This is a genomic window from Limnomicrobium aquaticum (genome assembly GCF_040545545.1).
GTDB classification, from domain to species: domain Bacteria; phylum Pseudomonadota; class Alphaproteobacteria; order Rhizobiales; family Rhizobiaceae; genus Ensifer_A; species Ensifer_A aquaticum.
Genome location: NZ_JBEPMB010000002.1, coordinates 18,090 through 43,153 on the forward strand (window position 1 = coordinate 18,090; position 25,064 = coordinate 43,153).

Genomic DNA, 25,064 nt, shown 5'->3' on the forward strand with positions numbered 1-25,064 from the left:
ATGACGCTCTTCGGCTTTCCCGACCCCGGCCTGATCAAAGATTCTGTTTGGAAAACGGCAGTCCTTGTCCTGCTATGCTCTGCCTATATCCAGGGCCCGGTCGTCAAGATCTTGGATTTTCGCAGCGCGGTTGAGGAAATGAAGCGCTACAAACTGTCTCCCGCTCCCGTTTTCGCTGTCACGGTCATCATCTTCGAGCTGACATCGTCGGCGATGGTCATATCCGGTTACCTTCGTTGGGCAGCAGCCCTTGCGCTTGCGGCTTTCACGCTTCTGTCGACATTGATCGTTCTCCGTTTCTGGGAGCTCCCCCGTGGCGCGGCGCGTTCCGCGGCCATGAACGGCTTTTTCGAGCATCTCGGCCTTGCTGCGGCGTTTGTCCTGGTAGCGCTTGAGAGCGTTCCCGCCAGCCTGATCCATCGGGTCTAGTGCACGGATCACTGGACAGGAGCGGCGCGCTGTTTTGTCCGAAAAAGCGGCTGATCGTACAATAAGGCGGCCCGTGAACATGGCAGATTGGCGCAAGTAAAGTCGAGGTTCCGGAAGAGAAGGTCGCTCTGAGTCAGAGAAATCTTCAAGGAAGGGCCACCCGAACTGAATTCATTTTGCCGGCAAATGATCATGGCCGGCGATTTCAGTCCTGTGGCCGCGGCGGCATCAGCCTCGGCTCCGGGAATGTCTAACCCCACGGAAAAAGGAACATTCCGATGACTGAGAGCTATGTAAAGACGAAGGATGGAGTCGATATCTTCTTCAAGGATTGGGGTCCCAAGGACGCCCAGCCGATCGTTTTCCATCACGGCTGGCCATTGTCGTCCGACGACTGGGATGCCCAGATGCTCTTCTTCGTTCAGCGCGGATATCGCGTCGTTGCCCATGACCGCCGTGGTCACGGTCGTTCCTCGCAGGTCAGCGAAGGCCACGACATGGACCACTATGCAGCCGACGCCTTCGCTGTCGCCGAACATCTTGACCTGAAGAACGCCGTCCATATCGGCCATTCGACGGGTGGCGGTGAAGTGGCGCGCTACGTTGCAAAGTTCGGTCAGCCCGCTGGTCGTGTTGCCAAGGCTGTTCTGGTCAGTGCCGTTCCGCCGTTGATGCTGAAGACCGAAGCGAACCCGGGTGGACTTCCGATGGAAGTCTTCGACGGCTTCCGCAACGGGGTCGCGGCCAATCGCGCCCAGTTCTTCCACGACGTGCCGAGTGGCCCTTTCTACGGTTTCAACCGGGCGGGTGCCGAGGTCCATCCCGGTGTTATCCTGAATTGGTGGCGTCAGGGCATGATGGGCAGCGCTAAGGCGCACTATGATGGCGTCAAGGCCTTTTCGGAGACCGACCAGACGGAAGACCTGAAGGCGATCACCGTGCCGACGCTGGTGCTCCACGGTGGCGACGACCAGGTCGTGCCGATCGCGGATTCCGCCGAACTTTCGATCAAGCTGCTGAAGAACGGCACGTTGAAGGTTTACGAGGGCTATTCCCACGGCATGCTCACCGTCAATGCCGACGTCATCAATCCCGATCTTCTGGCTTTTATCCAAGCCTGAATCCGGCGATTTCGCCTTTTATTTCTATGTGCCCGGCGGTCCCCGCCGCCGGGTGCGCCACGAACCGAAAGCGCGGTCGCGCACGCTTGCAAAAGGAGATGCCATGTTCAGGCTTCCCATTTCCGCGCTCCTCTCGTTGAACGGCGGCTATGTGGACACGATGGGTTTTCTGGCTCTTGCCGGGTTGTTCACCGCCCATGTCACCGGAAACTTCGTGACGCTGGGCGCAGCGATCGCCTTCGGTTCGGGCGGGGCTATCGCGAAGCTTCTGGCGCTGCCGATCTTCTGCCTGATCGTACTCGTGACCAGGATCGGCGGAACGGCCATGGAAATGCGTCGGTGGCCCGTTGTCAAAGTCCTGCTTTCTATCAAATTCGTTCTCCTCGCCGCGGCCTGCGCTTTCGCGTTCTGGCATGGCCCTTTCCGCGACGCCGATGCGTTTGCCACCGTTGCAATCGGCATGGTTCTCGTCGCAGCCATGGCGGTGCAGAACACGGTGCATCGCGCCCATATGACCAAAATGCCGCCGACAACGCTAATGACCGGAACGACCACACAAATCATGGTGGATCTCGGCGATCTGCTGACGGGAAATGTTTCTCAAGGGAAGCAGGCCATCAAGGCCCGGCTCTCGAAGATGATCCTCAGCCTCTTATCGTTCGCGGCCGGCTGTGTGAGCGCGGCGGGTGCCTTCCTTGCGTCAAACACCTGGTGCTTCATTGTACCCCCCGTCCTCATTGGACTGGCGTTGCTGAACTCAGATCGGGTGGAAGAAAGCTCTTGAGGGAGAAAATCGGATGAAAAAGACGACACCAGAACAGGACAAGCACCTGCGCGACGGCAAGGAGAGCCTGCCGGAACCGGCTGACATAGATGATTGCCTCCAGCAAGACCGCAAGAAGCAGCATGACGACGAGAATTTGGACGAGGCGTTGATCGAGACATTTCCCGCGAGCGATCCCCCGGCAAGCGGCCGTTTCGAACAGCCCGCACATTCAGAACAGGCAATTTTGCCGTGAACCAGGAGAGGAACCCGACATGGAAAATGACGCAAAGGCGCGCAGGGCCGCATCTCTGCATACACCGAGCGGACTGGGCCGGGAGGCGGTTCACGACATATCGGCGGCAGCAACGGCGCTGCTTGCGGATATTTTCGCCTTGTATCTCAAGACCAAGAACTTTCACTGGCACATGGCCGGACCACATTTCCGCGACTACCATCTGCTCCTCGATGATCAGGGCGATCAGCTCTTGGCCATGACCGATCCGCTGGCCGAGCGGGTTCGCAAACTGGGCGGCACGACGCTGCGCTCGATCGGCGATATCGCCGCAAAGCAGCGCATCAAGGACAACAACGCCGATTTCGTCCATCCGCACGAGATGCTGGCAGAACTCAGGGACGACAACAGCGTTGTCATCGGGCGCTTGCGCGCGCTCCACGATCTCTGCGACGAGCATGGCGACGTTGCGACGGCAAGCCTCGTCGAGAACTGGATTGACGAGGCCGAACAGCGGGCCTGGTTCCTGTTCGAAACCCTTCGGCTCGCCGATTAGCGATCGGAACCAAAGCGTGGACGCTGATCACGCGAGAGGTGCAGGCGAACATAGACTTTTACCCGGGTTTGCCGGGCCTGCCGCCGGACAAGCAGACGGGCGGGTTCGAAAATTCCGAATGACTCCATTTATTCTATGGCGACGCCCTCGGCGGTCCCTGATCGGTTGTCATTGTCATTGTCATTGTCATTGTCATTGTCATCGTCCGGGACGATGGCGCTCCCGACCGTGCCGGACGGGGCAGTGACGCGAACTTGTCCTGCCCCGCCCGATAATGTCCGAGGGCATCGCAAGACGCTGAGAGATGCAATATCCGAGGAAAAATCGCGGGAGCAAGCGGGAGAGAAATTCGTGAGGGCATTTCGCCCTGCGTCAATCGTCGGCCGGCTGGCAACAGTCGAAGAGGTGGCGATATGGCGGTCTATTTGGCCTCGCCGCGCTCTGCGGCAACGAGCGGGGCCGCAGTTCGCGTTGACCGCAGGGTATTTGATTTCATCGTTTGAGGCCGCCACGGAGAACTGGCTTTTCTTTCGCTGTTGGCCCAAATATACAAGTCTCCGTGCAATCAGTCGCCCGCAACCAAAATCTCGACAATTGAACACAAGCCCGCTCGGTCAGTTCGCCGCATATTGCCTTTGCAATCCTGCATGCGGATACAGCGTCCAGGCCAGTGAAGTTGGCCGCTCCTGGCGTCCGCAAGTAGTCGAAAATATTCGCCAGACCGTGAGGTCGGACCGCCGGTCTTCCAGGTCGGACGTCAAAAATCGATCCGGTCAAATGAATTCTGATCACCGGTCCTTGGTATACGCTTATGGCCTGCAGGCCAGGGAAAATCCAACAAAAACGCCTGCCGGGTTAACCGACAGGCGTACACATTAATTAATCTTCGTAGAAACGTTCAGCGCGTCGAAGCGGTGACCGCGCAGGGATCAACGCCATAGGCCGGGGCGCACTCCGCCTTTGAAGCGATCGCGGTAGGAGCCGTAAACGATGCTCCCAGGATGATCAGTGCCGAACATGCGAAGAAGATTGCGATGGATTTGCCCATGATGAATGTCGCCCTGTGAAACTTTTTGGCCGTCCCCGGGAGGCGGCGCGTCCTTGTGAAAGGGTGCGCGATGTCTAAGCCCGGCCCGTGGGGAGATCAATAACGCAGTAACCTGAATCTCAGGTTAAACGTCGCGTAAAAAAATCGTGGTGCATTTTAGTCACGTCGCAACCTGGAGCAGCTCAGACTGTACGTCTCAACCCGTCACGCTGGGGCAGCGAACGGGTTGATAAGCCGATTTTTTTCAGGCGGCCTTGCCGGTGCGGGCATATTGGCCGGCCGGGCGGTAATGCACCAGATAGGACGGAATGATCGAAGCGACCAGCGTCGGCGTGACGCCGAGTGTTGCCAGCGTACGGCCTTCCGATTCCGCTTCCTTAGAAACCACGTTGTCGCGCTTCAGCAGCTTGACCTGATCGGCGGTGATCGGTGGGGCGATAAAGGGCACCAGCGACGCCAGGGAACCGACAAGCGAAGCGACGGAGAAGGGAAGCGAAACGAGCGGCTTCTGGCGATCGATCTCGGACAGCATGATCTCGAGACACTGGCGGAAGGTCAGGACTTCCGGGCCGCCGAGTTCATAGATGCGGCCGGCGAGCGCCTTGCCGTCAACGATATTGGCAACGCCTTCGGCGATATCGCCCACATAGACCGGCTGGAATGCGGTCTTGCCTCCGCCGACGAGCGGCAGGAAGGGCGCGGTGCGGGCCATGTTGGCGAATTTGTTGAAGAACTCATCTTCCGGCCCGAAGACGATGGAGGGACGAAGGATCGTCGCGTCGGGCAGAATTTCGCGGATCGCCTTCTCGGCGAGCCCCTTGGTTCGGGCATAATCGGAGCTGCTGCCCGAGTCGGCGCCGATGGCCGACATGTGGATCAGCTTGGCGCCGGTGGCGCGTGCGGCTTCAGCGACCGCGCGGGCGCCGAAATCCTGCACCGAGTCAAACTTGTTCCGGCCGTTTTCGAAGAGGATTCCGACGCAGTTGATGACGTAGTCGGAGCCCTGAACCGCGCGGTCGACCGAGTTGCGGAAGCGCAGGTTCGCTTGGACGAAGGAAATCTGGCCGACATTGCCCGCCGGCTGCAGGAAGCCTGCGAGATCGGGGCGGCGGACGGCGACGCGAATGCGGTAGCCACGCTTCGCGAGTGCCCGCACGATGTGCCTCCCGACAAAGCCCGAGCCGCCGAAAACGGTGACGAGTTTGGTCTGGTTGGCAATTGTCATGTCAAGCGCTCCTGAATGTCCTGAGTTTCAAGGTCTCTTAGACCAATTCGCGCCTTCCGTGAAGGCGTGATTTTGCAGTGCACGCGGGCCTCCGGGAGACCCGGTTCACGCGCCTTCGACGAGAACGATTTCTCCGTCGGCGATTTCTTGCCGGATGGCTGCGGCGATCTGGTATTCCGGCGAATGATAGCAGGCCTGGGCTGTCTCGAAGCTATCGAATTCGATGATGACGTTGCGCGCGCGCGCCGTGCCCTCGGCCGCTTCGGTCTTGCCGCCGCGGGCCAGGAACTTCGCGCCATACTTGTCGAAGGCGAGCTTCGCGGCGGCGACATATTCGTGGTAGCGCTCCTGCACGCGGATATCGACGCGTGCGATCCAGTATCCCTTGGCCATTTTGTTCACTCCCTTTGCTTATTTCACGGTTGCCATTTCGGCGAGAATGGCGCGGGCAGCCGCGCGCGGGTCGTCCGCCTTGACGATCGGGCGCGCAACAACGAGATGGCTTGCGCCAGCGCGCAGCGCATCGGCAGGCGTCATCACGCGCTTCTGGTCGCCCTTGTCGGCGCCGGCGGGGCGGATGCCGGGCGTGACGACGGCCATGTCAGGCCCGACGATGCGGCGCACGGCGCTTGCCTCTTCCGCCGAACAGACAATGCCGCCCATGCCGGCAATGCGCGCCTGTTCGGCGCGGCGCAGTACCAGCGTGTGCGGATCATATTCATAGCCTGCGTCCATCATGTCCTGCTCGTCCATGGAGGTCAGCACGGTAACGCCGAGAAGGCAGAGGTCTGAGCCGCTGGCAGCGGCAACGGCGGCCTTCATCGCCTTCGGATAGGCATGCAGCGTCAGCATGGTCATGCCCATCTTGACGATGTTCTCGACAGCACTGGCAACCGTGTTGTCGATGTCGAGAAGTTTCATGTCCAGAAAGACCTTGCGGCCACTCTTGGCAAGCTCTCGGGCAAAATCCAGCCCGCCCGCAAAGGCCAGCTGGTAGCCGATCTTGTAGAAGGTCACCTCGTCGTCGAGCTTGCGAACGATAGCCTCCGCTTCGCGCACGGTCGGGACATCCAGCCCGACGATCAGCCGCTCGCGCATGTCTGCAGTCATGGATTAACCCCCGATCTTGCCTCTGCCGGTGGATTCGCACGCAAGGCGTGGGATGGCAAGGCAAATGTATCCGTTATCCGGCGCTTCGGGCAACCGTATTGGCCGTGCGAATGCATGCCGGATCGAAGCGGAAGCCGCCGGGAATGTCCCCCACGCCGAAGGTGATATCGAAGACGCGCGCCTCGCCCGGTAAGATCGTTGCAAGCATGTCGTCGACCTCGGCATCCGGATGCAGCGTATCGGCCAATATGGTGAAATCCCGTAGCAACGTCCTTGCCGTGATCGTCACCCGGACACGGTCGGAGAGACGTTCCTCCCGGCAGTCGAACTCCGGGTTCGGATAGTCGAAATCCTTGTCCTTCGCGAAGAACCAAAACGCCTCTGCCTTGCCCATGCGGGCGCGCAGGTATTCGCGCGACGGGTCCCCCGACGTGACGATTTCCGCCGGCAGTTCGATCTCGGTTGCTTCAAAGCGGTCGCAGAGCACGCGCCAGACTTTATGGCTCGCCAGAACCTTGCCTTCCACATCGAGCCGCTCGATCATGAACGGCACACGCCAGAACAGCGTTGTCTCGTTGACGGCGATGGCTTTCAGGGTGTCGTCACGCGGCTGGATGGTCAGAAGATGCGGCTGATAGGCCTGACGCAGCGCATACCACAGTGGCTTTTTGCGACCTGCACCATCGATTGCCGCCCAGGACGTGACAGGCCAGCAATCGTTGAGCTGCCAGACAATCGCGCCCATGGTGACGGGGCGATGCGAGCGCATATGCTCGATGCCGAGCTTTATGGCGCGGGCCTGATTGAGTTGGGTGACGAAATGCCAGTCTTCGAAGGTCGAAGGCGGAGGGAACCAGCCTTCCAGACCGCGCAGCAGCTTGTCATTGCCCAGCGTCGCCTTCTGATGATGCAGGACTCCCGGCGAATCGGACGCGGGCGCGTTGTCGCGCACCGTTTCTTTGATTGTCGCCAGCGTCGGCGGGGCCTGCCAGCCGAATTCAGAGCAGAAGCGCGGAATGTAATCGCGATAGGTCTCGTAGCCGACATCGTTCCAGACATCCCAGATATGCATGCAGCCATGGCTCGGCAGGTTGGGCGCCAGATCCATGGAACCGGAATAGGGACTGCCCGGCCAATAGGGCCGCGTTGGATCGGTCTCGGCGAGGATCTTTGGCAGCAGATCGAGATAATAGCCGGCGCCCCAGGGACGGTTTCCCAGCACATCCTGCCAGCCCCAGTCGAAATAGCCCCAGATATTCTCGTTATTGCCGTTCCAGAGAATGAGCGAGGGATGCGGCATCAGGCGGGCGACATTCTCCCGCGCCTCTGCCTCCACCTCGCTGCGCACCGGCTCGTTTTCCGGATAGGCCGAGCAAGCGAAGAGGAAATCCTGCCACACAAGGAGACCGAGCCTGTCGCACGTCTCGTAGAATTCCCGCGTCTCGTAGATCCCGCCACCCCAGACGCGCAGGAGATTGATATTCGCGTCCCGCGCCTGACTGATCCGCGTGGCATAGCGCTCAGGGGTTACGCGGGGCAGGAAGCAGTCATCGGGAATCCAGTTCGCGCCGCGCGCGAAGACGGGAACATCGTTGACGATGATGGTGAAGGCGGAGCCGTGCTCGTCCTGCGATGTGTCGAGGCGGACGGAGCGGAAGCCGGTCTTACGCGTCCAGCGGTCGAGGACAGTGCCCGCTTTATCGGTCAATGTGATGTCGAGGTCGTAAAGCGGCTGATCGCCGAGGCCATGTGGCCACCAGATTTTCGGGTTCTCGATGTCGAGCGAAAAATTGATCTGGTCCGATCCGGCCGGAAGAGTGGCCGTCGATTGTGCGCCTGCAATCGATATCGTCAGCGAAAGCTCATGCTCCGTTGCGACTCCATGAACCGCGACATCCGCCACCACCCGCCCGAGGCCGCCTGCGAGCGTCACCTGCGGACGCACCGTGCCGAGCCGCGCGCCTGACCAGCTTTCCAGCGTCACCGGCTTCCAGATGCCGGCCGTGATCAATGTGGGTCCCCAGTCCCAGCCGAAATTGCAGGCCATCTTGCGCACGAATGGCCATGAACCCGGATAGTTTGCCGGAATTTCTGCGGCGGAACCGAGTTCGGCCCGCACCTCAGCGCCGTAGTCTTCGACCGGCAGGAAATCGACCTCGAGCCGATTGCGACCCTCGCGCAGAAGTGCAGCCACATTGAAACGGTAGCTACGGTTCATATTGCGCGTGCTGCCGATCACTTGCCCGTTGAGCCGGATATCGGCAACCGTATCGAGACCTTCAAAAACAAGTTCCTGATGATCATGATCCTGATTGGAACAGTCGAAGTCCGTCGCATAGCGCCAGACCGAGCGGCCGATCCAGTCGAGCGCGATCTCGTTGACGTCGAGATAGGGGTCGGGGATGAGATGCGCGGCCAGAAGGTCGGTATGCACGGTGCCGGGAACGGACGCTGCGATCTGGTTGGGAAGATCCGGGGCAGTGGAAGGTCCTGCCACCCGCGTGAGCGTCCAGTTGTCCGTCAGTCTACGCTTAACAATCATCAGGCTGTCACCGGGTTCATGCAGGTCCCGACCACAGTTCCATTTTTTGCCAGTCGCAGGCAAGCCGTCTTGTTGAGAGATCGAACATATAAAGATTGCCGCCCGCGCCCGGCGGCTGGTCGGCATCGCGCCCGATGGCGCGGCCTGCGAGATGACACTTCAGTAGCGTTCCGACGCCGCCATGGCCGACGAAGAGGATCGGGATTTTCGGATCGTGATCTGCAAGTACGGTTTCGACGGCAGACACGATCCGCGCCTGCGCATCGACGGCCCGCTCCCAGCCTTTGAAGCTTTCCTGTGGATGGGCGAAGAACCAGTCGGCAGCCTTTTCGAATTCCGGCGGCGGCAGGAAGCCGGTCGCTGAGCGGTCGTTTTCGCCTATGTGTTCCGCGATCTCGACCGCGCAGCCGGTGGCCTCCGCCAGAATGGATGCGGTTTCGACCGCCTTCACCTCATCGCTTGAAACGACGCGACGGATGTGGCGCAGCCACGGGTTTTGCGAGGTCTTGATCGTCCGCTCGCGACCAAGGTCGGACAGTCCCCATTGCGGAACGGGAATGGCTGGATCGATCAGAACCTGCGGATGGGTGAGATAGACCGCGAACACGGGTGCGGCTTAGGTGTTCTTCGTGTAGGTCCAGAGCTGCGCGGGCGGAATGTTGCGAACAACAAAGTCCAGATGCTTGATCGTGTAGCTCTCCGGCTTCGCCGCGACAGGCGAAATCGGGCCGTAGGAGATCTGCACGATAGGCCGGCCAGCCGGAATTCGCTCAAGCAGGCTCTCAACCAGTGAAATGCGCCCGCTCATCGGGAAATTGAGAAGCGGGATGGCCGAGATTACGCAATCGAAGGTCTCATTGCGCAGATCGCCGAGCGACGTGTCGAGATCGAAGGCGTCGCCATTGATGAAATGCACGTCCGGGAAGGTGGCCGTCAGATGATTGTAGAACGGCGTTGAATATTCGATCGAGACGAGACGCTGGGGCGACACGCGATTGAGGATCGCCTTGGTAATCGCGCCTGTGCCGGGACCCAGCTCCAACACTTTCAGACCGGAAGCGGGGTCGATAACCCGCGCCATGACTCTCGCGGTGACGGAAGAGGTGGGCAGGATTGCACCAACCTGTTTGGGTCCTTCGATCATGCCGCGCACGAAGCGCAGTTCACCATCGAAATGTTTGCCGATTTTCTTGCGCACCAGCCCAACGACCATGTTCTCTCCATTCACGACGCAACCAACGAAATTTCACTATCGCGGCGCGTTAAGACAAAAACAAGGCGCAATTGGGCAAGCGCACCGAAATGTAGCACACTTTAGCAATGTGACAGAAAGCAGGTCCTCAGACGCGCATCGGCATCAGAACGTAGAGCGCGTCGTCGCCGGCGACATCGCGCACGACGGTCGGCGACCCGGCATCGGCCAGCATGAAGATTGCCTCGCCGCCGGATAGTTGCTGGGTAATATCGAGCAGATATTTGGCGTTGAAGCCGATTTCGAGCGGATCGTTGTCGTAGCCGACGGGCACTTCGTCGGTCGCCGAGCCCGAATCCGGATTGTTGACGGTGAGCGTCAGCTGGCCATCTGAAATCGCGAGCTTCACGGCGCGGCCGCGCTCCGATGAAATGGTCGATACGCGGTCGACGGCAGCCTGGAAGGTGGCGCAATCGACGCGCATTTCCTTGTCATTGCCAGACGGAATGACACGCTGGTAATCCGGGAACGTGCCGTCGATGAGCTTGGAGGTCATGACGATCGGGCCGGTGGTGACGCGAATCTTGGCGTCCGAAATCTCGACCGAAACGTCGCCCTCGACGCCATCAACGAGCTTCTGCAGTTCGCCGACCGTCTTGCGCGGAATGATGATGCCCGGCATGCCTTCCGAGCCCGAAGGCGCTACGACGTCGGCGCGCGCGAGACGATGGCCGTCGGTGGCCACGGCCCGCAGCTTCAGATCGCCGCCAGCCTCGACGGTGTGCATGAAAATGCCGTTGAGATAATAGCGCGTCTCTTCCGTCGAGATCGCAAACTGCGTGCGGTCGATCAGCATCTTCAGGTCGGAACCCTTGACCTTGAAGGAATGGCTGAACGTACCGGCATTGAGGTCCGGGAAATCGGACACCGGCAGGCATTGCAGCGAGAACTTGGAGCGGCCGGACGCGACCGTCATGGCGCTGCCGTCGGTCGTCGTTGCCAGCAGAACTTCGGCTCCATCGGGCAGCTTGCGGACGATGTCATAGAGAAGATGGGCGGGAACGGTCGTGCCGCCGGACTGCTCGACCTGGGCTGGTGTCGATTCCGTGATTTCCAGATCGAGGTCGGTCGCCTTCATCTCCAGGCTCTGGCCTTCGCCGCGCAGCAGCACGTTGGAGAGAATCGGGATCGTGTTCCGTCTTTCGACCACGCGGTGCACATGGTTCAACGACTTCAGAAGATTGGAACGCTCGATCGTAATGCGCATGGAACTGTTACCGTTTCTGTGGCTGTAGCGCGCCCGGTGAGCGCGCGGCCCTCTTCTCGCTCAGATGGCCGGTCCGGCCGATGGGACCGGCAAAATGGCAGAAACAAGCACCGGAACGCAAGCATCTAAGCGGATGCCGCACAATTTATCTTCCCGCCGCTTGCCCCCATGCTTGCTTTCGCGCGAAACTGCCCACAAAAGGCAGGCATGATGACGGAAACAAGCGCAAAAGAACGGACCTACCGGATCGGCAATACCGAATTGCCGGCGCGTCCGCTCGGTCCCGGTCTCTACCTTGTCGCGACGCCGATCGGCAATCTCGGCGATATCACGCTGCGCGCGCTCGAAACGCTGGCTGGCGCTGATGTACTGGCCTGCGAGGATACGCGCGTCACCCGCGTGCTTCTCGACCGCTACGGCATTCGCAACCGGCCCTTTGCCTATCACGAACACAATGCCGATGAAGCGGGTGCGCGGCTTCTCGGCTTTCTGGAAGCGGGCAAGACGGTGGCGCTGGTGTCGGATGCCGGCACCCCGCTGGTCTCCGATCCCGGCTACCGGCTTGGACAGCTTGCTATCGAAGCAGGCCACAGGGTCATCCCGATCCCCGGCGCATCCGCGCCGCTTGCCGCCCTTGTCGGCGCCGGTCTGCCCAACGATGCCTTTATGTTCGCGGGCTTCCTGCCGACGAAGGACAAGGCCAGGCGCGATCGGCTGGCGGAACTCAAAGACGTCCCGGCGACCCTCATCTTCTTTGAATCGCCGCACCGGATCGACAATACGCTTGCCGCTGCCGCCGATGTCTTGGGAGGTGATCGTCCTGCCGCCGTCTGTCGCGAACTGACCAAGACCTTCGAGGAGTTCCGGCGCGGCACGCTTGCCGAGCTCGCCGTTGCTTATGAGGATGCGGCGGTGAAGGGCGAGATCGTGCTCGTCATCGGGCCGCCGGGCGAGAAGGTGGCACAGGAGATCGATGTGGACGCGCTTCTTCTCTCACTCATGAACGACATGCCGGCGAGCAAGGCCGCACAGGAGGCCGCAAAGCAGACCGGCCTTGCCCGCAGCGAGCTCTATGAACGTCTGATGGCGCTGAAGGGTTGAACCGATGGCGTCGGGACCGCAGGACAAGAAGCTTGCGGCCTACCGGCGAGGCTTTTTCGCGGAATATATTGCAGCCCTCTATCTTCTCCTCAAAGGCTATCACATCGCCGCCATGCGTTACCGCTCCAGGGGCGGCGAGGTCGATATCGTCGCGCGCAAGGGCGACCTTGCGGTCTTCGTCGAGGTGAAGGCGCGGCGCCATGTCGATGAGGCTATTTCTGCGGTCGGGTTCACGGCGCAACGGCGGATCGAGGCCGCCAGCCTGCACTGGTTGGCGAAACAGAAGGACGCCGCAAAACTCTCGCGGCGCTACGATATTGTGGCCATTCTCCCGTGGCGGTTGCCGGTTCATTTCCCCGACGTCTTCTAAATGGAAGTCCTTGGATCGATTGTCATATTAGTGAAATAAAAAATTCATCTACCCGTCACCTGAGACGGCTAATGCCCGCTCCAGTCCATCAACCCAATGGAAGGGGCAATCTCATGTTCAAGAAACTCACGCTCGCTGCAGCAGCACTGGCGCTCTCCGCGTCCAGCTCGTTTGCAGCCACGCAGATCACCTGGTGGCATGCCATGGGTGGCGAGCTTGGCAAGAAGCTCGACGAAATCGTCGCCAACTACAACAAGTCGCAGGACAAGTATCAGGTCGTGGCGTCCTACAAGGGCTCCTATGCTGAAACGATGACCGCAGCGATTGCCGCCTTCCGCGCCAAGCAGCAGCCCGATATCGTCCAGGTCTTCGAAGTCGGCACCGGCACGATGATGGCCGCCAAGGGCGCCGTCTATCCGGTCTACCAGCTGATGAAGGATGCGGGCGCTCAGTTCGACCCCAAGGCATACCTCCCGGCCGTTGTCGGTTACTACACCGATACCCAGGGCAACATGCTTTCCATGCCCTTCAACTCCTCGACCCCTATTCTCTACTACAACAAGAACGTCTTCAAGAAGGCCGGCCTCGACCCGAACGTGGCCCCGAAAACCTGGGAAGATGTCGAATCCTTCTCCAAGAAGATCATGGCTTCCGGCGCTGCCAAGTGCGGCTTCACCACGGGCTGGATCTCCTGGGTTCAGCTGGAAAACTTCTCGGCCTGGCACAACCTGCCGATCGGCACCAACGAGAACGGCTTCGGCAGCGTCGATTCGAAGCTCTCCTTCAACGGTCCGACCCAGATCAAGCATTGGGAAAACCTGAAGAAGTGGCAGACGGAAGGCCTCTTCCAGTATGGCGGTCCGGAAGGCGGCAATGACGCACCGCCGAAGTTCTACAGCCAGGAATGCGCGATGTATATGAACTCGTCGTCGTCCCGCGCCGGCGTCGTCAACAACGCCAAGGACTTCGAGGTCGGTTACGGCATGCTGCCTTACTATGCCGACGTGAAGGGTGCTCCGCAGAACTCCATCATCGGCGGCGCAACGCTCTGGGTTCTCAAGGGCCACGACGCTGAAGAATACAAGGGCGTCGCCGACTTCTTCCGCTACCTGTCGACCGCTGAGGTCCAGGCTGACTGGCACCAGTTCTCGGGCTACCTGCCGATCACGCAGGCCGCTTACGAACTCGGCCAGAAGCAGGGTTACTACGAAAAGAACCCCGGTTCTGACGTCGGTATCAAGGAAATCACGCTGAACGCGCCGACCTCGAATTCCAAGGGCCTGCGCTTCGGCAACTACGTCCAGATCCGCAAGGTGATTGACGAGGAATTCCAGGCACTGCTCGGCGGCAAGAAGTCCGCCAAGGAAGCCCTCGACGCCGTCGTCGAGCGCGGCGACAAGCTGATCGCCGAATTCGCGGCCTCCAACAAGTAAGACCGGCCATCAGGCAGACGTCTTTCCCTCGGGCGCGCTCGCTTCACGGCGAGCGCGCCTTCCCGATCCATCGGAACCGGCCATGCAGACCAAACGCACCATATTTTCGAGCAAGATCCTGCCCTACTGGCTCATCCTGCCGCAGCTTGCCGTAACGCTCATCTTCTTCGTCTGGCCGGCCGGACAGGCGGTCTGGCAATCTTTCCTGCGCGAAGATGCTTTCGGCACAAGCACCCAGTTCGTTGGCCTCGCCAACTATGCCGCCATCCTGCACGATCCCGGCTATCTCAATTCCCTGATCGTCACGCTCGTCTTCTCGGTCTCGGTGGCAACGGCGTCTATCGTGGTTGCGCTTGTTCTCGCGGTCGCCGCCAATTCGCTGTTGAAAAGCCGCAGCCTCTACACGACGCTTCTGGTCTGGCCCTATGCGGTGGCTCCGGCCGTTGCCGGCGTGCTCTTCTGGTTCATGTTCAACCCGACCATCGGCCTTGTTCCCTACCTGCTCAAGGGCGTCGGCTACCATTGGGATGACAGGTTGAACGGCACGGATGCCATGATCCTGGTCGTCATCGCGGCAAGCTGGAAGCAGGTCTCCTATAATTTCCTGTTCTTCCTCGCTGGCCTGCAATCGATTCCAAAGGCGCTGATCGAGGCGGCCGCGATCGATGGCGCGGGTCCTGGCAAGCGCTTCCGCGACATCGTCTTCCCGCTGCTCTCGCCCACGACCTTCTTCCTGCTCGTCGTCAATGTCGTCTACACGATGTTCGATACGTTCGCCGTCATCCACGCGACCACCCAGGGCGGACCCAACCAGGCGACCAACATTCTCGTCTACAAGGTCTTTACCGACGGCTTCATCGGGCTCGATCTCGGCTCCTCCGCAGCGCAGTCTGTCGTGCTGATGGCCATCGTGATTGCGCTCACCTTCATCCAGTTCCGCTTCGTCGAGCGCAACGTGCAATATTGAGGATGACATGGTCGAACATCGCCCGTTCCTGAAGCTTCTTTCCCATCTTGTCCTCATCCTCGGCGTCGTCATCGTCGCGTTCCCGGTCTATGTCGCCTTCATCGCGTCGACCCACAAGACGACGGATTTCATCACCGGCGTGATGCCTGTCCTGCCGGGCTCGGATTTCTTCTCCACCTACAAGACCATTCTTTTCGACGGGCTTGCTTCCTCCGGTGCACCGCCGATTGGCCTGATGCTGGGCAACAGCCTGATCATGGCGCTCGCGATTTCCATCGGGAAGATCGCGATATCGATCCTCTCTGCCTATGCGATCGTCTATTTCCGCTTTCCCTTCCGCCAGCTCGCCTTCTGGATCATCTTCGTCACGCTCATGCTCCCGGTAGAAGTGCGCATCGTGCCCACCTTCAAGGTGGTGGCGGATCTCGGCATGCTGAACTCCTATGCCGGTCTTTCCATCCCTCTCATTGCCTCGGCAACCGCCACCTTCCTCTTCCGGCAGTTCTTCCTGACGGTTCCGGATGAACTGCTGGAAGCCGCCCGCGTCGATGGCGCAGGTCCGCTGAAATTCTTCAAGGATATCCTGCTGCCGCTGTCGCGCACCAATATCGCAGCGCTCTTCGTCATCCTCTTCATTTATGGCTGGAACCAGTACCTCTGGCCGCTGATCGTGACCACAGATAGCCAGCACTACACCATCGTCATGGGCATCAAGCGCATGTCGGACGTCACCGATGCCGAGCCGCAATGGAACCTCGTCATGGCGGTTGCGATCCTCGCCATGCTGCCGCCCGTCCTCGTCGTCATTTTCATGCAGCGCCTTTTCGTCAAGGGCCTGGTCGAAACGGAGAAGTAAGAACATGGCTGCCATCGACATCAAGGGCGTCGGCAAGACCTATGCGGGCAATGTCAACGCCGTCAGCGACATTTCAATCGCCATTGCAGATGGCGAATTCATCGTTCTCGTCGGCCCGTCCGGCTGCGGAAAGTCAACGCTGCTGCGCATGGTCGCCGGGCTTGAGACCATCACAGATGGCACTGTCTCCATCGGCAACCGCGTGGTGAACCAAATCGAGCCGGCCGAGCGCGACATCGCCATGGTGTTCCAGAATTATGCGCTCTATCCGCATATGAGCGTCTACGACAATCTCGCCTACGGCCTGCGCAACCGTGGCACGCCGAAGGTAGAGATCGACGCGCGCGTGGCCGAAGCTGCCCGCATGCTCGAACTGCAGCCCTATCTGGAGCGCAAGCCGCGCGCGCTCTCCGGCGGCCAGCGTCAGCGCGTCGCCATGGGCCGCGCCATCGTGCGCAAGCCCGCAGCCTTCCTCTTCGACGAGCCGCTGTCCAACCTTGACGCCAAGCTCCGCGTCACCATGCGCGGCGAGATCAAGCAGCTGCAGAAGCGCCTCGGCACGACCTCGATCTATGTCACGCATGATCAGCTTGAAGCCATGACGCTGGCCGACCGGCTTGTCGTGCTGAACGGCGGTCGCATCGAGCAGATCGGGGCACCGCTGGAAGTCTATCACCGTCCGGCCTCGACCTTCGTTGCCAGCTTTATTGGCTCCCCTGCCATGAACCTCCTGAAAGCGAGCGTCAGCAACGGGGCGATTGCGATCGGCGGAGCCGAAACAGGGCTTTCCGCCAATCTGCCGAACGGAAACGTGACGGTTGGCTTGCGCGCGGAAGACCTGCGCCTTTCGGACAATGGTCTTGGCCTGCCTTTCGCGCTTTCTTTCATCGAGGATCTGGGTGCCCAGCGCCTGCTGCACGGCCATTGCGGGGCCGAGCCTCTCGTCGTCGCCGTGTCCCCCGATCTGCCGTTGGCGGCCGATATCCGCCTGACGATTGCGCAGGACCGTTTGCATTTCTTCGCCGTCGACAGCGGAAGACGCGTCGAAGTCGCACCGGTCTGAAACGAATCTGCGCCGAAACGGGACAGAAATCCGCGATCCGATGTTGAAATTGCGCAAGTTTGTTCAAATGCAATCTTTCGGCGTAGGAATTTCGTGAAGTTTTTGCGGCAGATTGGCCCTCAAGTTTTGCGAGAGGGAGCCTCCCATGGCGTTTCATCTTCTGCCGATACAGGCATTCATGGCTCTGGTTGCCGGAGCTCGTCCGCTTCTGGACATGAACGACGTTCCGCCGCTCGTCACCGCTGCCTCCGCCGATCTGCAGATGAAGCCCGCGCCGATCGATCCGTCCTGGATCCTCAGCGGCGCGCCCGAGGCTCGCATGGCCGAGCATTCGCAAAGCTCGGACAAGGCGGCGATGACTGCGCTGTGGGACTGCACAGCCGGCACGTTTCGCTGGTATTTTGCCTGGGACGAGACCGTTATGATCCTTGAGGGCGAGGTCGAGGTCACCGATGAGAACGGCGCGACACGCACCCTGAAGGCCGGCGACATTGCCTATTTCTCCGGCGATACATGGGCGGTGTGGAAGGTGGAGCAGTATGTCCGCAAGATTGCCTTCCTGCGCCGTCCCTTCCCGCTTCCGCTTGCACTGGCCATGCGGCTCAAAAGCAAGATCGACCGCCAGATCGCCCGCGTGATCAAACGCCCGTTGCGCTCGGCGCTGTGACCGCCTAAATATCCCGGGCAATCGTGCCCGAGGAATTCAAATGGCAAAAATCAGGAATGTCGCGGTCCAGATGGACCATGTCTCGTCCATCAACATCGCGGGCGATTCCACCTTCGCCATGAGCCTTGAGGCACAGGCCCGCGGCTACAGGCTCTTCCACTATACGCCGGAGAAACTGTCGCTGCGCGACGGCAAGGTCTATGTCACGGCAGAGCCGATGGAGCTGCGCGACACCAAGGGCGACCACTTTACCCTCGGCGCGCCGGAACGCATCGACCTCTCCACGATGGACGTCGTTCTGCTGCGCCAGGATCCGCCCTTCGACATGGCCTACATCACCTCCACGCACATGCTGGAGCGCATCCACCCCAAGACGCTGGTCGTCAACGATCCGGCCTGGGTGCGCAATTCGCCGGAGAAGATCTTCGTCACCGAGTTCCCGGACCTGATGCCGGCCACACTCATCACCCGCGACGCTGCCGAAATCCGCGCGTTTCGTGAGGAGATGGGCGATATCATCATCAAGCCCCTCTACGGCAATGGCGGCGCCGGCGTCTTCCATCTCAAGAAGGACGACCGCAACCTCTCCTCGCTGCTGGAAACCTTCGGCCTGATGTTCCGCGAGCCCTTCATCGCGCAGCAGTATCTTCCCGACGTGCGCAAGGGCGACAAGCGCATCATCCTCATCGACGGCAAGCCCGTCGGCGCCATCAACCGCGTGCCGGCGGAGCATGACAGCCGTTCCAACATGCATGTCGGCGGTCGCGCCGAACACACCGAACTGACGAAGCGCGAGCAGGAAATCTGCGACCGCATCGGCCCTTCCTTGCGCGAACGCGGCTTCCTCCTCGTCGGCATCGACGTGATCGGCGACTATCTCACCGAAATCAACGTGACCTCGCCGACCGGCATCCGCGAGGTCAAGCGCTTCAGCGGCACGGATATCGCGAGCTTTCTGTGGGATGCAATCGAGGCCAAGCGCCCCTCTTAGTATTCATTCGGTTCCCGCTCGCGGCGACATGATTTTTCGCGAGCGCCACCCCCAAATTCGAGTTTTGTTCCGGGCACACAACCGCATACAACCATGTGTGGATTTTTCCGCCATTTTGTTGCTTTTTTGTTCTTGCTTCATTCTTGCAACTGTGAGAGGCTGCCTGCAACCTAAGAGGTTGAGGGGTGGGTCATGGTATCGCGGGTGGCAACGGTAGCATTTCACGGCATCGAGGGACTGCCGGTCGATGTGCAGGTGATGGTCTCGCCGGGCAAGCTCGTCATGCAGATTGTCGGTCTGCCGGACAAGGCAGTGGCCGAAAGCCGTGAGAGGGTGCATGCCGCGCTTCACGCCTCCGGCCTGTCGCTGCCGCCCAAGCGCATTACTGTCAATCTGGCGCCTGCGGACCTGCCGAAGGAGGGCTCCCACTTCGATCTCGCCATTGCGCTCGGCCTGATGGCGGCTTTGGGTGCGATCCCGGCGGACGCCTTGTCCGACTATGCCGTGGTGGGCGAGTTGAACCTCGACGGTACCATTGCGCCGGTTGCCGGCGCGTTGCCCGCGGCGATTGCAGCCAATGCGATGGGCAAGGGGCTGATCTGCCCCGCTGCCAGCGGTCCCGAGGCGGCCTGGGCCGGCCCCGATATCGATATTCTGGCGCCGCGTAGCTTGATTGCGCTTGCCAATCATTTTCGCGGAACACAGGTTCTCACGCGCCCCGAGCCGGCCGTTCGGGCACTGCCGGCCAATCTGCCCGATCTCGCCGACATCCGCGGTCAGGAAAGCGCAAAGCGCGCACTGGAAGTCGTGGCCGCCGGCGGACATAACCTTTTGATGATCGGCCCGCCCGGTTCGGGCAAATCGATGCTCGCGCAGCGCCTGCCGTCGATCCTTCCGCCGCTCTCGACGGCCGAACTGCTTGAAGTCTCCATGATCCATTCGGTTGCGGGGCAATTGTCGGGCGGCAAACTGTCGGATCGGCGTCCCTTTCGCGCCCCGCATCATTCGGCGACCATGGCCTCGCTTATCGGCGGAGGCTTGAGGGCAAAGCCGGGGGAGGTCTCGCTCGCCCATCACGGCGTGCTCTTCCTCGACGAGTTGCCGGAATTCTCGGCCCAGGCGCTCGATGCGTTGCGCCAGCCGCTGGAGACCGGCGAATGCGTGATCGCGCGCGCCAATCATCGCGTCTCCTATCCCGCCAATATCCAGCTGATCGCCGCCATGAATCCCTGCCGCTGCGGCATGGCGGGCGAACCTGGCCACACCTGCGCGCGCGGCCCTAGATGTGCCGCGGACTATCAGGCTCGCATTTCGGGGCCACTGATGGATCGGATCGACATACGCATCGACGTGCCGGCCGTCAGCGCGGCCGATCTCCTGATCCCGGCAGCGTCCGAACGGAGTGCCGAGGTGGCGCGCCGCGTGGCTGCGGCCCGCGACAGGCAGCGCGAACGTTTCCTCGAATTCGGCGCTCCCCATATCCGAACGAATGCGCAATGCTCCACGGCGATCATCGAGAAGATTGCAGAGCCGGATCGCGGCGGATTGACGCTTCTTCAGGACGCGGCCGAAAAGCTGAAATTTTCCGCGCGCGGCTATCACCGAATTCTCAAAGTGGCTCGCACCATTGCCGATCTCGACGGGCAGCGTGCCATTGGCCGCATTCACATTGCGGAGGCTATTTCCTATCGCATTGCAGGGGAGCGGCTGATAGCGGCTGCCTGAGCCGGATACGGTTCAGGCAGGGCTGCGAAGCGACGCGTGCAGGGCGTTTGCGATCTCTTCCTCGACCGCACGGCTCACCGCCTTGCGATTGCTGGAGGCGGAATAGACGATCGGGTCGCAGAATGTGACTTCCGCCTCAATGGAGCCCATTTTGAGGACCCTGGAAAGGTGTGGCATGAGTTCAGTATCGCCCGGCCATGCGGCGATGGCGCGGTGGAAGCGGCCAAGGGGCAGTCCATGGGCGCGGGTATAGGCGACCGCAACGGGCTGTATCAGGACCACGCCTTCAGGCGACGCCGGAAGGGCCGCGGAAGCGGCGCCGAACAGCGAGGTCTTGACCGGCAGGAGACGGTTTCCGTCGGAGGTCGTGCCTTCCGGGAAGAGGACGACGATCTCCCCTCCGGCGAGGCGCGCGCCGATCTCGTTGACCTGATCGCCGGTTTTGCGACGCTCCTCGCGTTCGACGAAGATTGTGGCCTGAAGACGTGCGAGTGTGTTGAAGATCGGCCAGGTCTTCACTTCGGACTTGGCAATGAAGACCACATCGGCCACCGCGCTCAAGGCGAGAATGTCGAGCCAGGACGAGTGATTGGCGGCAATCATAAGCGGGCGGCCGGAGGCGGGTGCACCGTTGACGTGGATGCGGAGGCCGAGAAAATGGCAGGCGATGCGATGCCAGATGCCGGGGAGCTTCCGGCGCAGATGCCAGTCAAAGCGCAGGGCAAGAATTTGCAACGGCGCCATGAACAGTGTCACGATCACGACGACAGCCAGAAGCGCCGCAATCCGAAGCCCGGTCATCACGGCTTGGCGCTCCGGGAGTTTCGCGAGAGATTAAGGTCGAGACGCATGACATGAGCCGTGGTCTTCTTGCCGTCAGGTCCGGCATAATAGGCAGGACGTTCGGCGACCTTCCGGAAGCCGAGTTTCGAATAGAGCGCGCGAGCTGCCGTATTCGTCTCGTCCACCTCAAGAAAGACCGTTGCCGCGTCGCGTGCAACAATGTCCGCCAGCGCTGCGCGCATGAGACGCCAGCCAAGGCCCTGCCTGGCAACACGGGCATGGACGCCAATAGACAGAATCTCCGCCTCGCCGGCTGCCGTGCGCGACAGCACAAAACCCGCCACGCCCTCGTGAGGCGCGATGCCTGTTTGAAGCGCAACGTGACCGCCAACCGTGTCCTGGCCCAGCAGATCGTGGAATTCTCCGTCACTCCAGCCGCGGGAGAAACGTTCGCCATGAATGACGGATGCGGCGCGGCAATGCGTCGCTTGCATCGGCAGGATGTCAAACTCCACTTTCCGAGAGAAGAACTTCTCCAGCATGTCCCTATGCTCTGCGCTCAATCGCAAAACCTGCCTGTGGCTTTGCATCTGGTCCTCGCAGATATAAAGGCGCGGGCTTGCCCGTAACCTTCGGCTGACGGGCTGCAAGCCGCGCGACGGTATCGATGTCGAAATGGTCAGCTTCTGCTAACGAATTTGCCAGCGCAGCCACTCCCGAACCGACGGGTCTAGCCTGCGAAGACGCAGCAAGCGCCCGCGCATCATCCAGCAGCAGAGCGCACGGCTCGTCAGTTGCTTTCCCCTCTTTGTCGAAGCTTTGGACATAGACCTCGCCGCGTTTCGCGTCGATCGTGGCGATGATGGCGCCCGTTTCGCCTTTTCGTCTTGCGGTCTCAGCCAGCACTTCAAGCGTGGTGACCCCGATGGCCGGAATGCCAAGTGCCAGCGCAAGCCCGCGGGCGGCGGCGACGCCGACCCGAATGCCGGTAAACGATCCCGGCCCTACCGTGACGCCGATGAGTCCGAGGCCTGCAGGCACAAGCGAGGCCGCGTGCATCACCTCGTCAATCATCGCCGCAAGCCGCTCCGCATGGCCCTTGCCGAGTGCTTCCTGCGCGCGCGCAAGCACTGTATCCGTGGAAACGTCATAGACGGCCACGGAGCAATCGACGCCAGCAGTATCGATGGCAAGAACGATCATGCGAGGCCTCAGACGGCCTCGACTTCCTGCACTTCCGGTATGAAATGGCGCAGCAGGTTCTGCACGCCATGCTTCAGTGTGGCAGTGGACGACGGGCACCCGGCGCAGGAACCCTTCATGTTCAGGAAGACCTTGCCATCGCGGAAGCCGCGGAAGGTGATGTCGCCGCCATCCTGGGCAACGGCCGGGCGGACGCGGGTTTCCAGGAGTTCCTTGATCGTCTTGACGATGATCTCGTCGCCTTCGTTGTAGAATTCACCCGACGGATCGGTCGCTTCAGCCGTGCTGGCACCACCCATGACGGGCGCGCCGGACATGAAATGCTCCATGATAGAGCCGAGAATGGCGGGCTTCAGATGCGCCCATTCCTGGTCTTCCTTCGTGACGGTGACGAAATCGTAGCCGAAGAACACGCCGGTCACGCCCGGAATGCCGAACAGGCGCGACGCGAGCGGCGAGGCTGCGGCCTCGTCGGCGCTGCGGAAATCCGCCGTTCCCTCCTGCAGAACCACCTTGCCGGGCAGGAACTTCAGCGTTGCGGGGTTCGGGGTTGCTTCGGTCTGGATAAACATGCCGGTCTCCGTCGCCGCTCATCAAGCGGCACAAACTTTTTAGAATGCTTCCAAAATAGGCCTATCGCGAAAGTCGATCAAGCCCGCGAACCGGTCAAAAGCCCTTATAGCGAAAAAAACTTTTCTCAGAAACTCAAGAAAGCGCTTCGATCTCTTCATCGGTCAGCGCATCGGGGATCACGGTGACCGGGATCGGGAAGGCTGCGGCGCGCCCGGCGACCGAAGAGACGAGTGGCCCCGGCCCTTCCTTGGTCGATCCGGAAGCGAGAACCAGGATCGCGATATCGCGGTCTTCCTCGATCAGCGCGTGGATCTGCTCGACCGGCTGTCCCTCGCGAATGACGAGTTCCGGTTCGATGCCGACCTTTTCACGAATGAATTGCGCGGTCTTGGCCAGAGCGGCGTTTGCCTCTTCCATCGCCTCTTCGCGCATGATGTCGCCAACGCCCAGCCATTGCTGGAAATCCTGCTGCGGCACGACGAACATGAGAACGACCCCGCCGCCGGTGTTACGGGCTCGATAGCCGGCAAAAAGAACGGCTCGGCTGCATTCGGGCGTCTGGTCCACCACGGCCATGAACTTGCGGCGGTGACCTTCTAGGCGGGATAGGCGTCTTGAAACCATGCGCGGACAATGCCATTTGCGCGCCCGCCCCGCAAGCCGTCAAAACTGCGGGGAGGGTGCTTCATCGGTGATCGTCGGTGTCTCAGAGAAAGCCCACGATGTCGCGGACTTCCGCCATCGTCACGGCGGCGCGGGCGGCAGCGCGATCGCCCCCCTCCTTCAAGATCGTGTCGATATGGTCGGTGGCAGCCATCAGGCGTCGCATTTCCGCGTTGATCGGAGCCAGAACCGCGACGGCGAGATCGGCAAGCGCCGGCTTGAAGGTCGAGAACTGCTGGCCGCCGAATTCCTTCAGCACGTCCGCCTTGGACCTGTCCGAAAGCGCAGCATAGATGCCGACGAGATTGTCGGCTTCGGGCCGACCGGCAAGGCCATCCGTCTCACCCGGCAAGCCGTCCGGATCGGTCTTGGCCTTCTTGATCTTCTTCGCGATCGTTTCCGAATCGTCCATCAGGTTGATACGCGAGAGATCTGACGGGTCGGACTTCGACATTTTCTTGGTGCCGTCGCGCAGGCTCATGACGCGCGGCGCCGGACCGTCGATCAGCGGCTCGACCATCGGGAAATAGGCATGAACAGGCTCGTCGCCAACCTTGATGTCGACACCCTTGCCGGTCTTGCGGATCTGCGCGGTGAAGTCGATGTTGAACTTCTGGGCAATGTCGCGGGTGAGTTCCAGGTGCTGCTTCTGGTCGTCGCCGACCGGCACATGGGTGGCGCGATAAAGCAGAATGTCGGCGGCCATCAGGCTCGGATAGGCGAGCAGGCCGAGCGACGCCTTTTCCGCGTCCTTGCCGGCCTTGTCCTTGAACTGCGTCATGCGGTTCATCCAGCCCATGCGCGCCACGCAGTTGAAGATCCAGGCCAGTTCCGCGTGCGCTGCGACCTTGGACTGGTTGAAGACGATGTGCTTCGTCGGGTCGATGCCCGATGCGATGAAGGCGGCGGCGATCGAGCGAGTCTGCTCCTTCAGTTCGTCATGGACGAGTTGCGCGGTGAGCGCATGCATGTCGACCACGCAATAGATGCAGTCGTTCTTCTCCTGCAGCGCCACGAACTTGCGGATCGCACCGAGATAGTTGCCGAGATGCAGGTTGCCGGTCGGCTGGACGCCGGAAAAGACGAGCGGCTGGAACTGGTTCATGATTGTCCTCTCATGCGGGCGGTTGGAAGGCCCGCGTCTGGCCAGATGTGGGCGATCGCCCGTTCAAGCAGGCGCA

At 60.9% G+C, this 25,064-nt stretch carries 27 protein-coding genes; 14 read left to right on the forward strand and 13 right to left on the reverse strand.

Annotated features, from left to right (window positions below):
- From ABID16_RS08670 to ABID16_RS08690, 5 genes are all read left to right on the forward strand, one after another.
- The gene (locus tag ABID16_RS08670) at nucleotides 1–429 is read left to right on the forward strand and encodes a DoxX family membrane protein (RefSeq protein WP_354555953.1); all 429 of its coding nucleotides are present in this window, start codon (nucleotides 1–3) and stop codon (nucleotides 427–429) included.
- Nucleotides 430–707: 278 nt separating this feature from the next.
- Nucleotides 708–1,550, forward strand: coding sequence for an alpha/beta fold hydrolase (locus ABID16_RS08675; RefSeq protein ID WP_354555954.1), 843 nt, complete (start codon nucleotides 708–710; stop codon nucleotides 1,548–1,550).
- 103 nt (nucleotides 1,551–1,653) lie between these two features.
- Nucleotides 1,654–2,334 (forward strand): YoaK family protein, encoded by a 681-nt coding sequence (locus tag ABID16_RS08680; protein WP_354555955.1) that lies wholly within the window; start codon nucleotides 1,654–1,656, stop codon nucleotides 2,332–2,334.
- Nucleotides 2,335–2,347: 13 nt separating this feature from the next.
- Complete coding sequence (locus ABID16_RS08685; protein WP_354555956.1) at nucleotides 2,348–2,569, forward strand: hypothetical protein; 222 nt, start codon at nucleotides 2,348–2,350, stop codon at nucleotides 2,567–2,569.
- A gap of 19 nt (nucleotides 2,570–2,588) precedes the next feature.
- Nucleotides 2,589–3,104: a Dps family protein gene (locus tag ABID16_RS08690; protein ID WP_354555957.1), complete on the forward strand. Its 516-nt coding sequence runs from the start codon at nucleotides 2,589–2,591 to the stop codon at nucleotides 3,102–3,104.
- 1,292 nt (nucleotides 3,105–4,396) lie between these two features.
- Here ABID16_RS08690 and ABID16_RS08695 read toward each other — a convergent pair.
- The 7 genes from ABID16_RS08695 to dnaN form a co-directional block, all read right to left on the reverse strand.
- Nucleotides 4,397–5,377 carry a complex I NDUFA9 subunit family protein gene (locus ABID16_RS08695; protein ID WP_354555958.1) on the reverse strand — a complete coding sequence of 327 codons (981 nt, stop codon included), beginning with the start codon at nucleotides 5,375–5,377 and terminating at the stop codon, nucleotides 4,397–4,399.
- A 105-nt stretch (nucleotides 5,378–5,482) separates the two neighbouring features.
- The gene (locus ABID16_RS08700; RefSeq protein ID WP_354555959.1) at nucleotides 5,483–5,770 is read right to left on the reverse strand and encodes a DUF1330 domain-containing protein; all 288 of its coding nucleotides are present in this window, start codon (nucleotides 5,768–5,770) and stop codon (nucleotides 5,483–5,485) included.
- An 18-nt stretch (nucleotides 5,771–5,788) separates the two neighbouring features.
- Entirely contained in the window at nucleotides 5,789–6,487 is a 699-nt protein-coding gene (gene pyrF, locus ABID16_RS08705) for an orotidine-5'-phosphate decarboxylase (protein WP_354555960.1), read from the reverse strand.
- Nucleotides 6,488–6,560: 73 nt separating this feature from the next.
- Complete coding sequence (locus tag ABID16_RS08710; RefSeq protein ID WP_354555961.1) at nucleotides 6,561–9,029, reverse strand: glycoside hydrolase family 2 protein; 2,469 nt, start codon at nucleotides 9,027–9,029, stop codon at nucleotides 6,561–6,563.
- 16 nt (nucleotides 9,030–9,045) lie between these two features.
- Nucleotides 9,046–9,636 (reverse strand): histidine phosphatase family protein, encoded by a 591-nt coding sequence (locus ABID16_RS08715; protein WP_354555962.1) that lies wholly within the window; start codon nucleotides 9,634–9,636, stop codon nucleotides 9,046–9,048.
- 9 nt (nucleotides 9,637–9,645) lie between these two features.
- Nucleotides 9,646–10,242 (reverse strand): phospholipid N-methyltransferase PmtA, encoded by a 597-nt coding sequence (pmtA, locus tag ABID16_RS08720; RefSeq protein ID WP_354555963.1) that lies wholly within the window; start codon nucleotides 10,240–10,242, stop codon nucleotides 9,646–9,648.
- A gap of 127 nt (nucleotides 10,243–10,369) precedes the next feature.
- Complete coding sequence (gene dnaN, locus ABID16_RS08725; protein WP_354555964.1) at nucleotides 10,370–11,488, reverse strand: DNA polymerase III subunit beta; 1,119 nt, start codon at nucleotides 11,486–11,488, stop codon at nucleotides 10,370–10,372.
- A 207-nt stretch (nucleotides 11,489–11,695) separates the two neighbouring features.
- Between dnaN and rsmI the strand changes: the two genes are divergently transcribed.
- The 9 genes from rsmI (at nucleotide 11,696) to ABID16_RS08770 (ending at nucleotide 20,661) form a co-directional block, all read left to right on the forward strand.
- The gene (gene rsmI / locus ABID16_RS08730; protein ID WP_354555965.1) at nucleotides 11,696–12,589 is read left to right on the forward strand and encodes a 16S rRNA (cytidine(1402)-2'-O)-methyltransferase; all 894 of its coding nucleotides are present in this window, start codon (nucleotides 11,696–11,698) and stop codon (nucleotides 12,587–12,589) included.
- Between the two features lie 4 nt (nucleotides 12,590–12,593).
- A complete protein-coding gene (locus tag ABID16_RS08735; protein ID WP_354555966.1) occupies nucleotides 12,594–12,959 on the forward strand; it encodes a YraN family protein in 366 nt (121 codons plus the stop codon).
- Between the two features lie 113 nt (nucleotides 12,960–13,072).
- Entirely contained in the window at nucleotides 13,073–14,392 is a 1,320-nt protein-coding gene (ugpB, locus tag ABID16_RS08740; protein ID WP_354555967.1) for a sn-glycerol-3-phosphate ABC transporter substrate-binding protein UgpB, read from the forward strand.
- Between the two features lie 82 nt (nucleotides 14,393–14,474).
- On the forward strand, nucleotides 14,475–15,359 hold the full coding sequence (gene ugpA, locus ABID16_RS08745; protein ID WP_354555968.1) for a sn-glycerol-3-phosphate ABC transporter permease UgpA: 885 nt from the start codon (nucleotides 14,475–14,477) through the stop codon (nucleotides 15,357–15,359).
- Between the two features lie 7 nt (nucleotides 15,360–15,366).
- The gene (gene ugpE / locus ABID16_RS08750; protein ID WP_354555969.1) at nucleotides 15,367–16,215 is read left to right on the forward strand and encodes a sn-glycerol-3-phosphate ABC transporter permease UgpE; all 849 of its coding nucleotides are present in this window, start codon (nucleotides 15,367–15,369) and stop codon (nucleotides 16,213–16,215) included.
- Between the two features lie 4 nt (nucleotides 16,216–16,219).
- Entirely contained in the window at nucleotides 16,220–17,278 is a 1,059-nt protein-coding gene (locus ABID16_RS08755) for a sn-glycerol-3-phosphate import ATP-binding protein UgpC (protein ID WP_354555970.1), read from the forward strand.
- A gap of 214 nt (nucleotides 17,279–17,492) precedes the next feature.
- Nucleotides 17,493–17,945, forward strand: coding sequence for a cupin domain-containing protein (locus ABID16_RS08760; protein WP_435532407.1), 453 nt, complete (start codon nucleotides 17,493–17,495; stop codon nucleotides 17,943–17,945).
- Nucleotides 17,946–17,985: 40 nt separating this feature from the next.
- The gene (gshB, locus tag ABID16_RS08765; RefSeq protein ID WP_354555972.1) at nucleotides 17,986–18,936 is read left to right on the forward strand and encodes a glutathione synthase; all 951 of its coding nucleotides are present in this window, start codon (nucleotides 17,986–17,988) and stop codon (nucleotides 18,934–18,936) included.
- A 192-nt stretch (nucleotides 18,937–19,128) separates the two neighbouring features.
- Nucleotides 19,129–20,661: a YifB family Mg chelatase-like AAA ATPase gene (locus ABID16_RS08770; RefSeq protein ID WP_354555973.1), complete on the forward strand. Its 1,533-nt coding sequence runs from the start codon at nucleotides 19,129–19,131 to the stop codon at nucleotides 20,659–20,661.
- 12 nt (nucleotides 20,662–20,673) lie between these two features.
- On the opposite strand, the gene olsA is transcribed toward ABID16_RS08770, so the two are convergent.
- The 6 genes from olsA to trpS all read right to left on the reverse strand — a co-directional run bounded on the left by olsA (nucleotide 20,674) and on the right by trpS (nucleotide 24,988).
- A complete protein-coding gene (gene olsA / locus ABID16_RS08775; protein WP_435532394.1) occupies nucleotides 20,674–21,465 on the reverse strand; it encodes a lyso-ornithine lipid O-acyltransferase in 792 nt (263 codons plus the stop codon).
- Nucleotides 21,462–21,986 carry a GNAT family N-acetyltransferase gene (locus ABID16_RS08780; protein ID WP_354555974.1) on the reverse strand — a complete coding sequence of 175 codons (525 nt, stop codon included), beginning with the start codon at nucleotides 21,984–21,986 and terminating at the stop codon, nucleotides 21,462–21,464. Before ABID16_RS08780 ends, olsA begins: the two co-directional genes overlap by 4 nt.
- A 4-nt stretch (nucleotides 21,987–21,990) precedes the next feature.
- Nucleotides 21,991–22,647, reverse strand: a complete 657-nt coding sequence (gene tsaB, locus ABID16_RS08785; RefSeq protein ID WP_354555975.1) for a tRNA (adenosine(37)-N6)-threonylcarbamoyltransferase complex dimerization subunit type 1 TsaB — start codon at nucleotides 22,645–22,647, stop codon at nucleotides 21,991–21,993.
- Between the two features lie 8 nt (nucleotides 22,648–22,655).
- Nucleotides 22,656–23,219, reverse strand: a complete 564-nt coding sequence (locus ABID16_RS08790) for a NifU family protein (protein WP_230830613.1) — start codon at nucleotides 23,217–23,219, stop codon at nucleotides 22,656–22,658.
- Nucleotides 23,220–23,352: 133 nt separating this feature from the next.
- The gene (locus ABID16_RS08795) at nucleotides 23,353–23,844 is read right to left on the reverse strand and encodes a universal stress protein (protein ID WP_354555976.1); all 492 of its coding nucleotides are present in this window, start codon (nucleotides 23,842–23,844) and stop codon (nucleotides 23,353–23,355) included.
- Nucleotides 23,845–23,926: 82 nt separating this feature from the next.
- The gene (gene trpS, locus ABID16_RS08800) at nucleotides 23,927–24,988 is read right to left on the reverse strand and encodes a tryptophan--tRNA ligase (protein ID WP_354555977.1); all 1,062 of its coding nucleotides are present in this window, start codon (nucleotides 24,986–24,988) and stop codon (nucleotides 23,927–23,929) included.
- Nucleotides 24,989–25,064: the final 76 nt, after the last annotated feature.

Coding starts and splice junctions, on each gene's coding strand:
- ABID16_RS08675 (WP_354555954.1), top strand. CDS start 708: ATGACTGAGAGCTATGTAAAGACGAAGGATGGAGTCGATATCTTCTTC.
- ABID16_RS08670 (WP_354555953.1), top strand. CDS start 1: ATGACGCTCTTCGGCTTTCCCGACCCCGGCCTGATCAAAGATTCTGTT.
- ABID16_RS08695 (WP_354555958.1), bottom strand. CDS start 5,377: ATGACAATTGCCAACCAGACCAAACTCGTCACCGTTTTCGGCGGCTCG.
- dnaN (WP_354555964.1), bottom strand. CDS start 11,488: ATGCGCATTACGATCGAGCGTTCCAATCTTCTGAAGTCGTTGAACCAT.
- trpS (WP_354555977.1), bottom strand. CDS start 24,988: ATGAACCAGTTCCAGCCGCTCGTCTTTTCCGGCGTCCAGCCGACCGGC.
- ABID16_RS08795 (WP_354555976.1), bottom strand. CDS start 23,844: ATGGTTTCAAGACGCCTATCCCGCCTAGAAGGTCACCGCCGCAAGTTC.
- ABID16_RS08710 (WP_354555961.1), bottom strand. CDS start 9,029: ATGATTGTTAAGCGTAGACTGACGGACAACTGGACGCTCACGCGGGTG.
- ABID16_RS08685 (WP_354555956.1), top strand. CDS start 2,348: ATGAAAAAGACGACACCAGAACAGGACAAGCACCTGCGCGACGGCAAG.
- rsmI (WP_354555965.1), top strand. CDS start 11,696: ATGATGACGGAAACAAGCGCAAAAGAACGGACCTACCGGATCGGCAAT.
- ABID16_RS08700 (WP_354555959.1), bottom strand. CDS start 5,770: ATGGCCAAGGGATACTGGATCGCACGCGTCGATATCCGCGTGCAGGAG.
- ugpB (WP_354555967.1), top strand. CDS start 13,073: ATGTTCAAGAAACTCACGCTCGCTGCAGCAGCACTGGCGCTCTCCGCG.
- ugpA (WP_354555968.1), top strand. CDS start 14,475: ATGCAGACCAAACGCACCATATTTTCGAGCAAGATCCTGCCCTACTGG.
- ABID16_RS08760 (WP_435532407.1), top strand. CDS start 17,493: ATGAACGACGTTCCGCCGCTCGTCACCGCTGCCTCCGCCGATCTGCAG.
- ABID16_RS08735 (WP_354555966.1), top strand. CDS start 12,594: ATGGCGTCGGGACCGCAGGACAAGAAGCTTGCGGCCTACCGGCGAGGC.
- ABID16_RS08680 (WP_354555955.1), top strand. CDS start 1,654: ATGTTCAGGCTTCCCATTTCCGCGCTCCTCTCGTTGAACGGCGGCTAT.
- ABID16_RS08780 (WP_354555974.1), bottom strand. CDS start 21,986: ATGCTGGAGAAGTTCTTCTCTCGGAAAGTGGAGTTTGACATCCTGCCG.
- ugpE (WP_354555969.1), top strand. CDS start 15,367: ATGGTCGAACATCGCCCGTTCCTGAAGCTTCTTTCCCATCTTGTCCTC.
- pyrF (WP_354555960.1), bottom strand. CDS start 6,487: ATGACTGCAGACATGCGCGAGCGGCTGATCGTCGGGCTGGATGTCCCG.
- ABID16_RS08755 (WP_354555970.1), top strand. CDS start 16,220: ATGGCTGCCATCGACATCAAGGGCGTCGGCAAGACCTATGCGGGCAAT.
- ABID16_RS08790 (WP_230830613.1), bottom strand. CDS start 23,219: ATGTTTATCCAGACCGAAGCAACCCCGAACCCCGCAACGCTGAAGTTC.
- pmtA (WP_354555963.1), bottom strand. CDS start 10,242: ATGGTCGTTGGGCTGGTGCGCAAGAAAATCGGCAAACATTTCGATGGT.
- ABID16_RS08690 (WP_354555957.1), top strand. CDS start 2,589: ATGGAAAATGACGCAAAGGCGCGCAGGGCCGCATCTCTGCATACACCG.
- ABID16_RS08770 (WP_354555973.1), top strand. CDS start 19,129: ATGGTATCGCGGGTGGCAACGGTAGCATTTCACGGCATCGAGGGACTG.
- gshB (WP_354555972.1), top strand. CDS start 17,986: ATGGCAAAAATCAGGAATGTCGCGGTCCAGATGGACCATGTCTCGTCC.
- tsaB (WP_354555975.1), bottom strand. CDS start 22,647: ATGATCGTTCTTGCCATCGATACTGCTGGCGTCGATTGCTCCGTGGCC.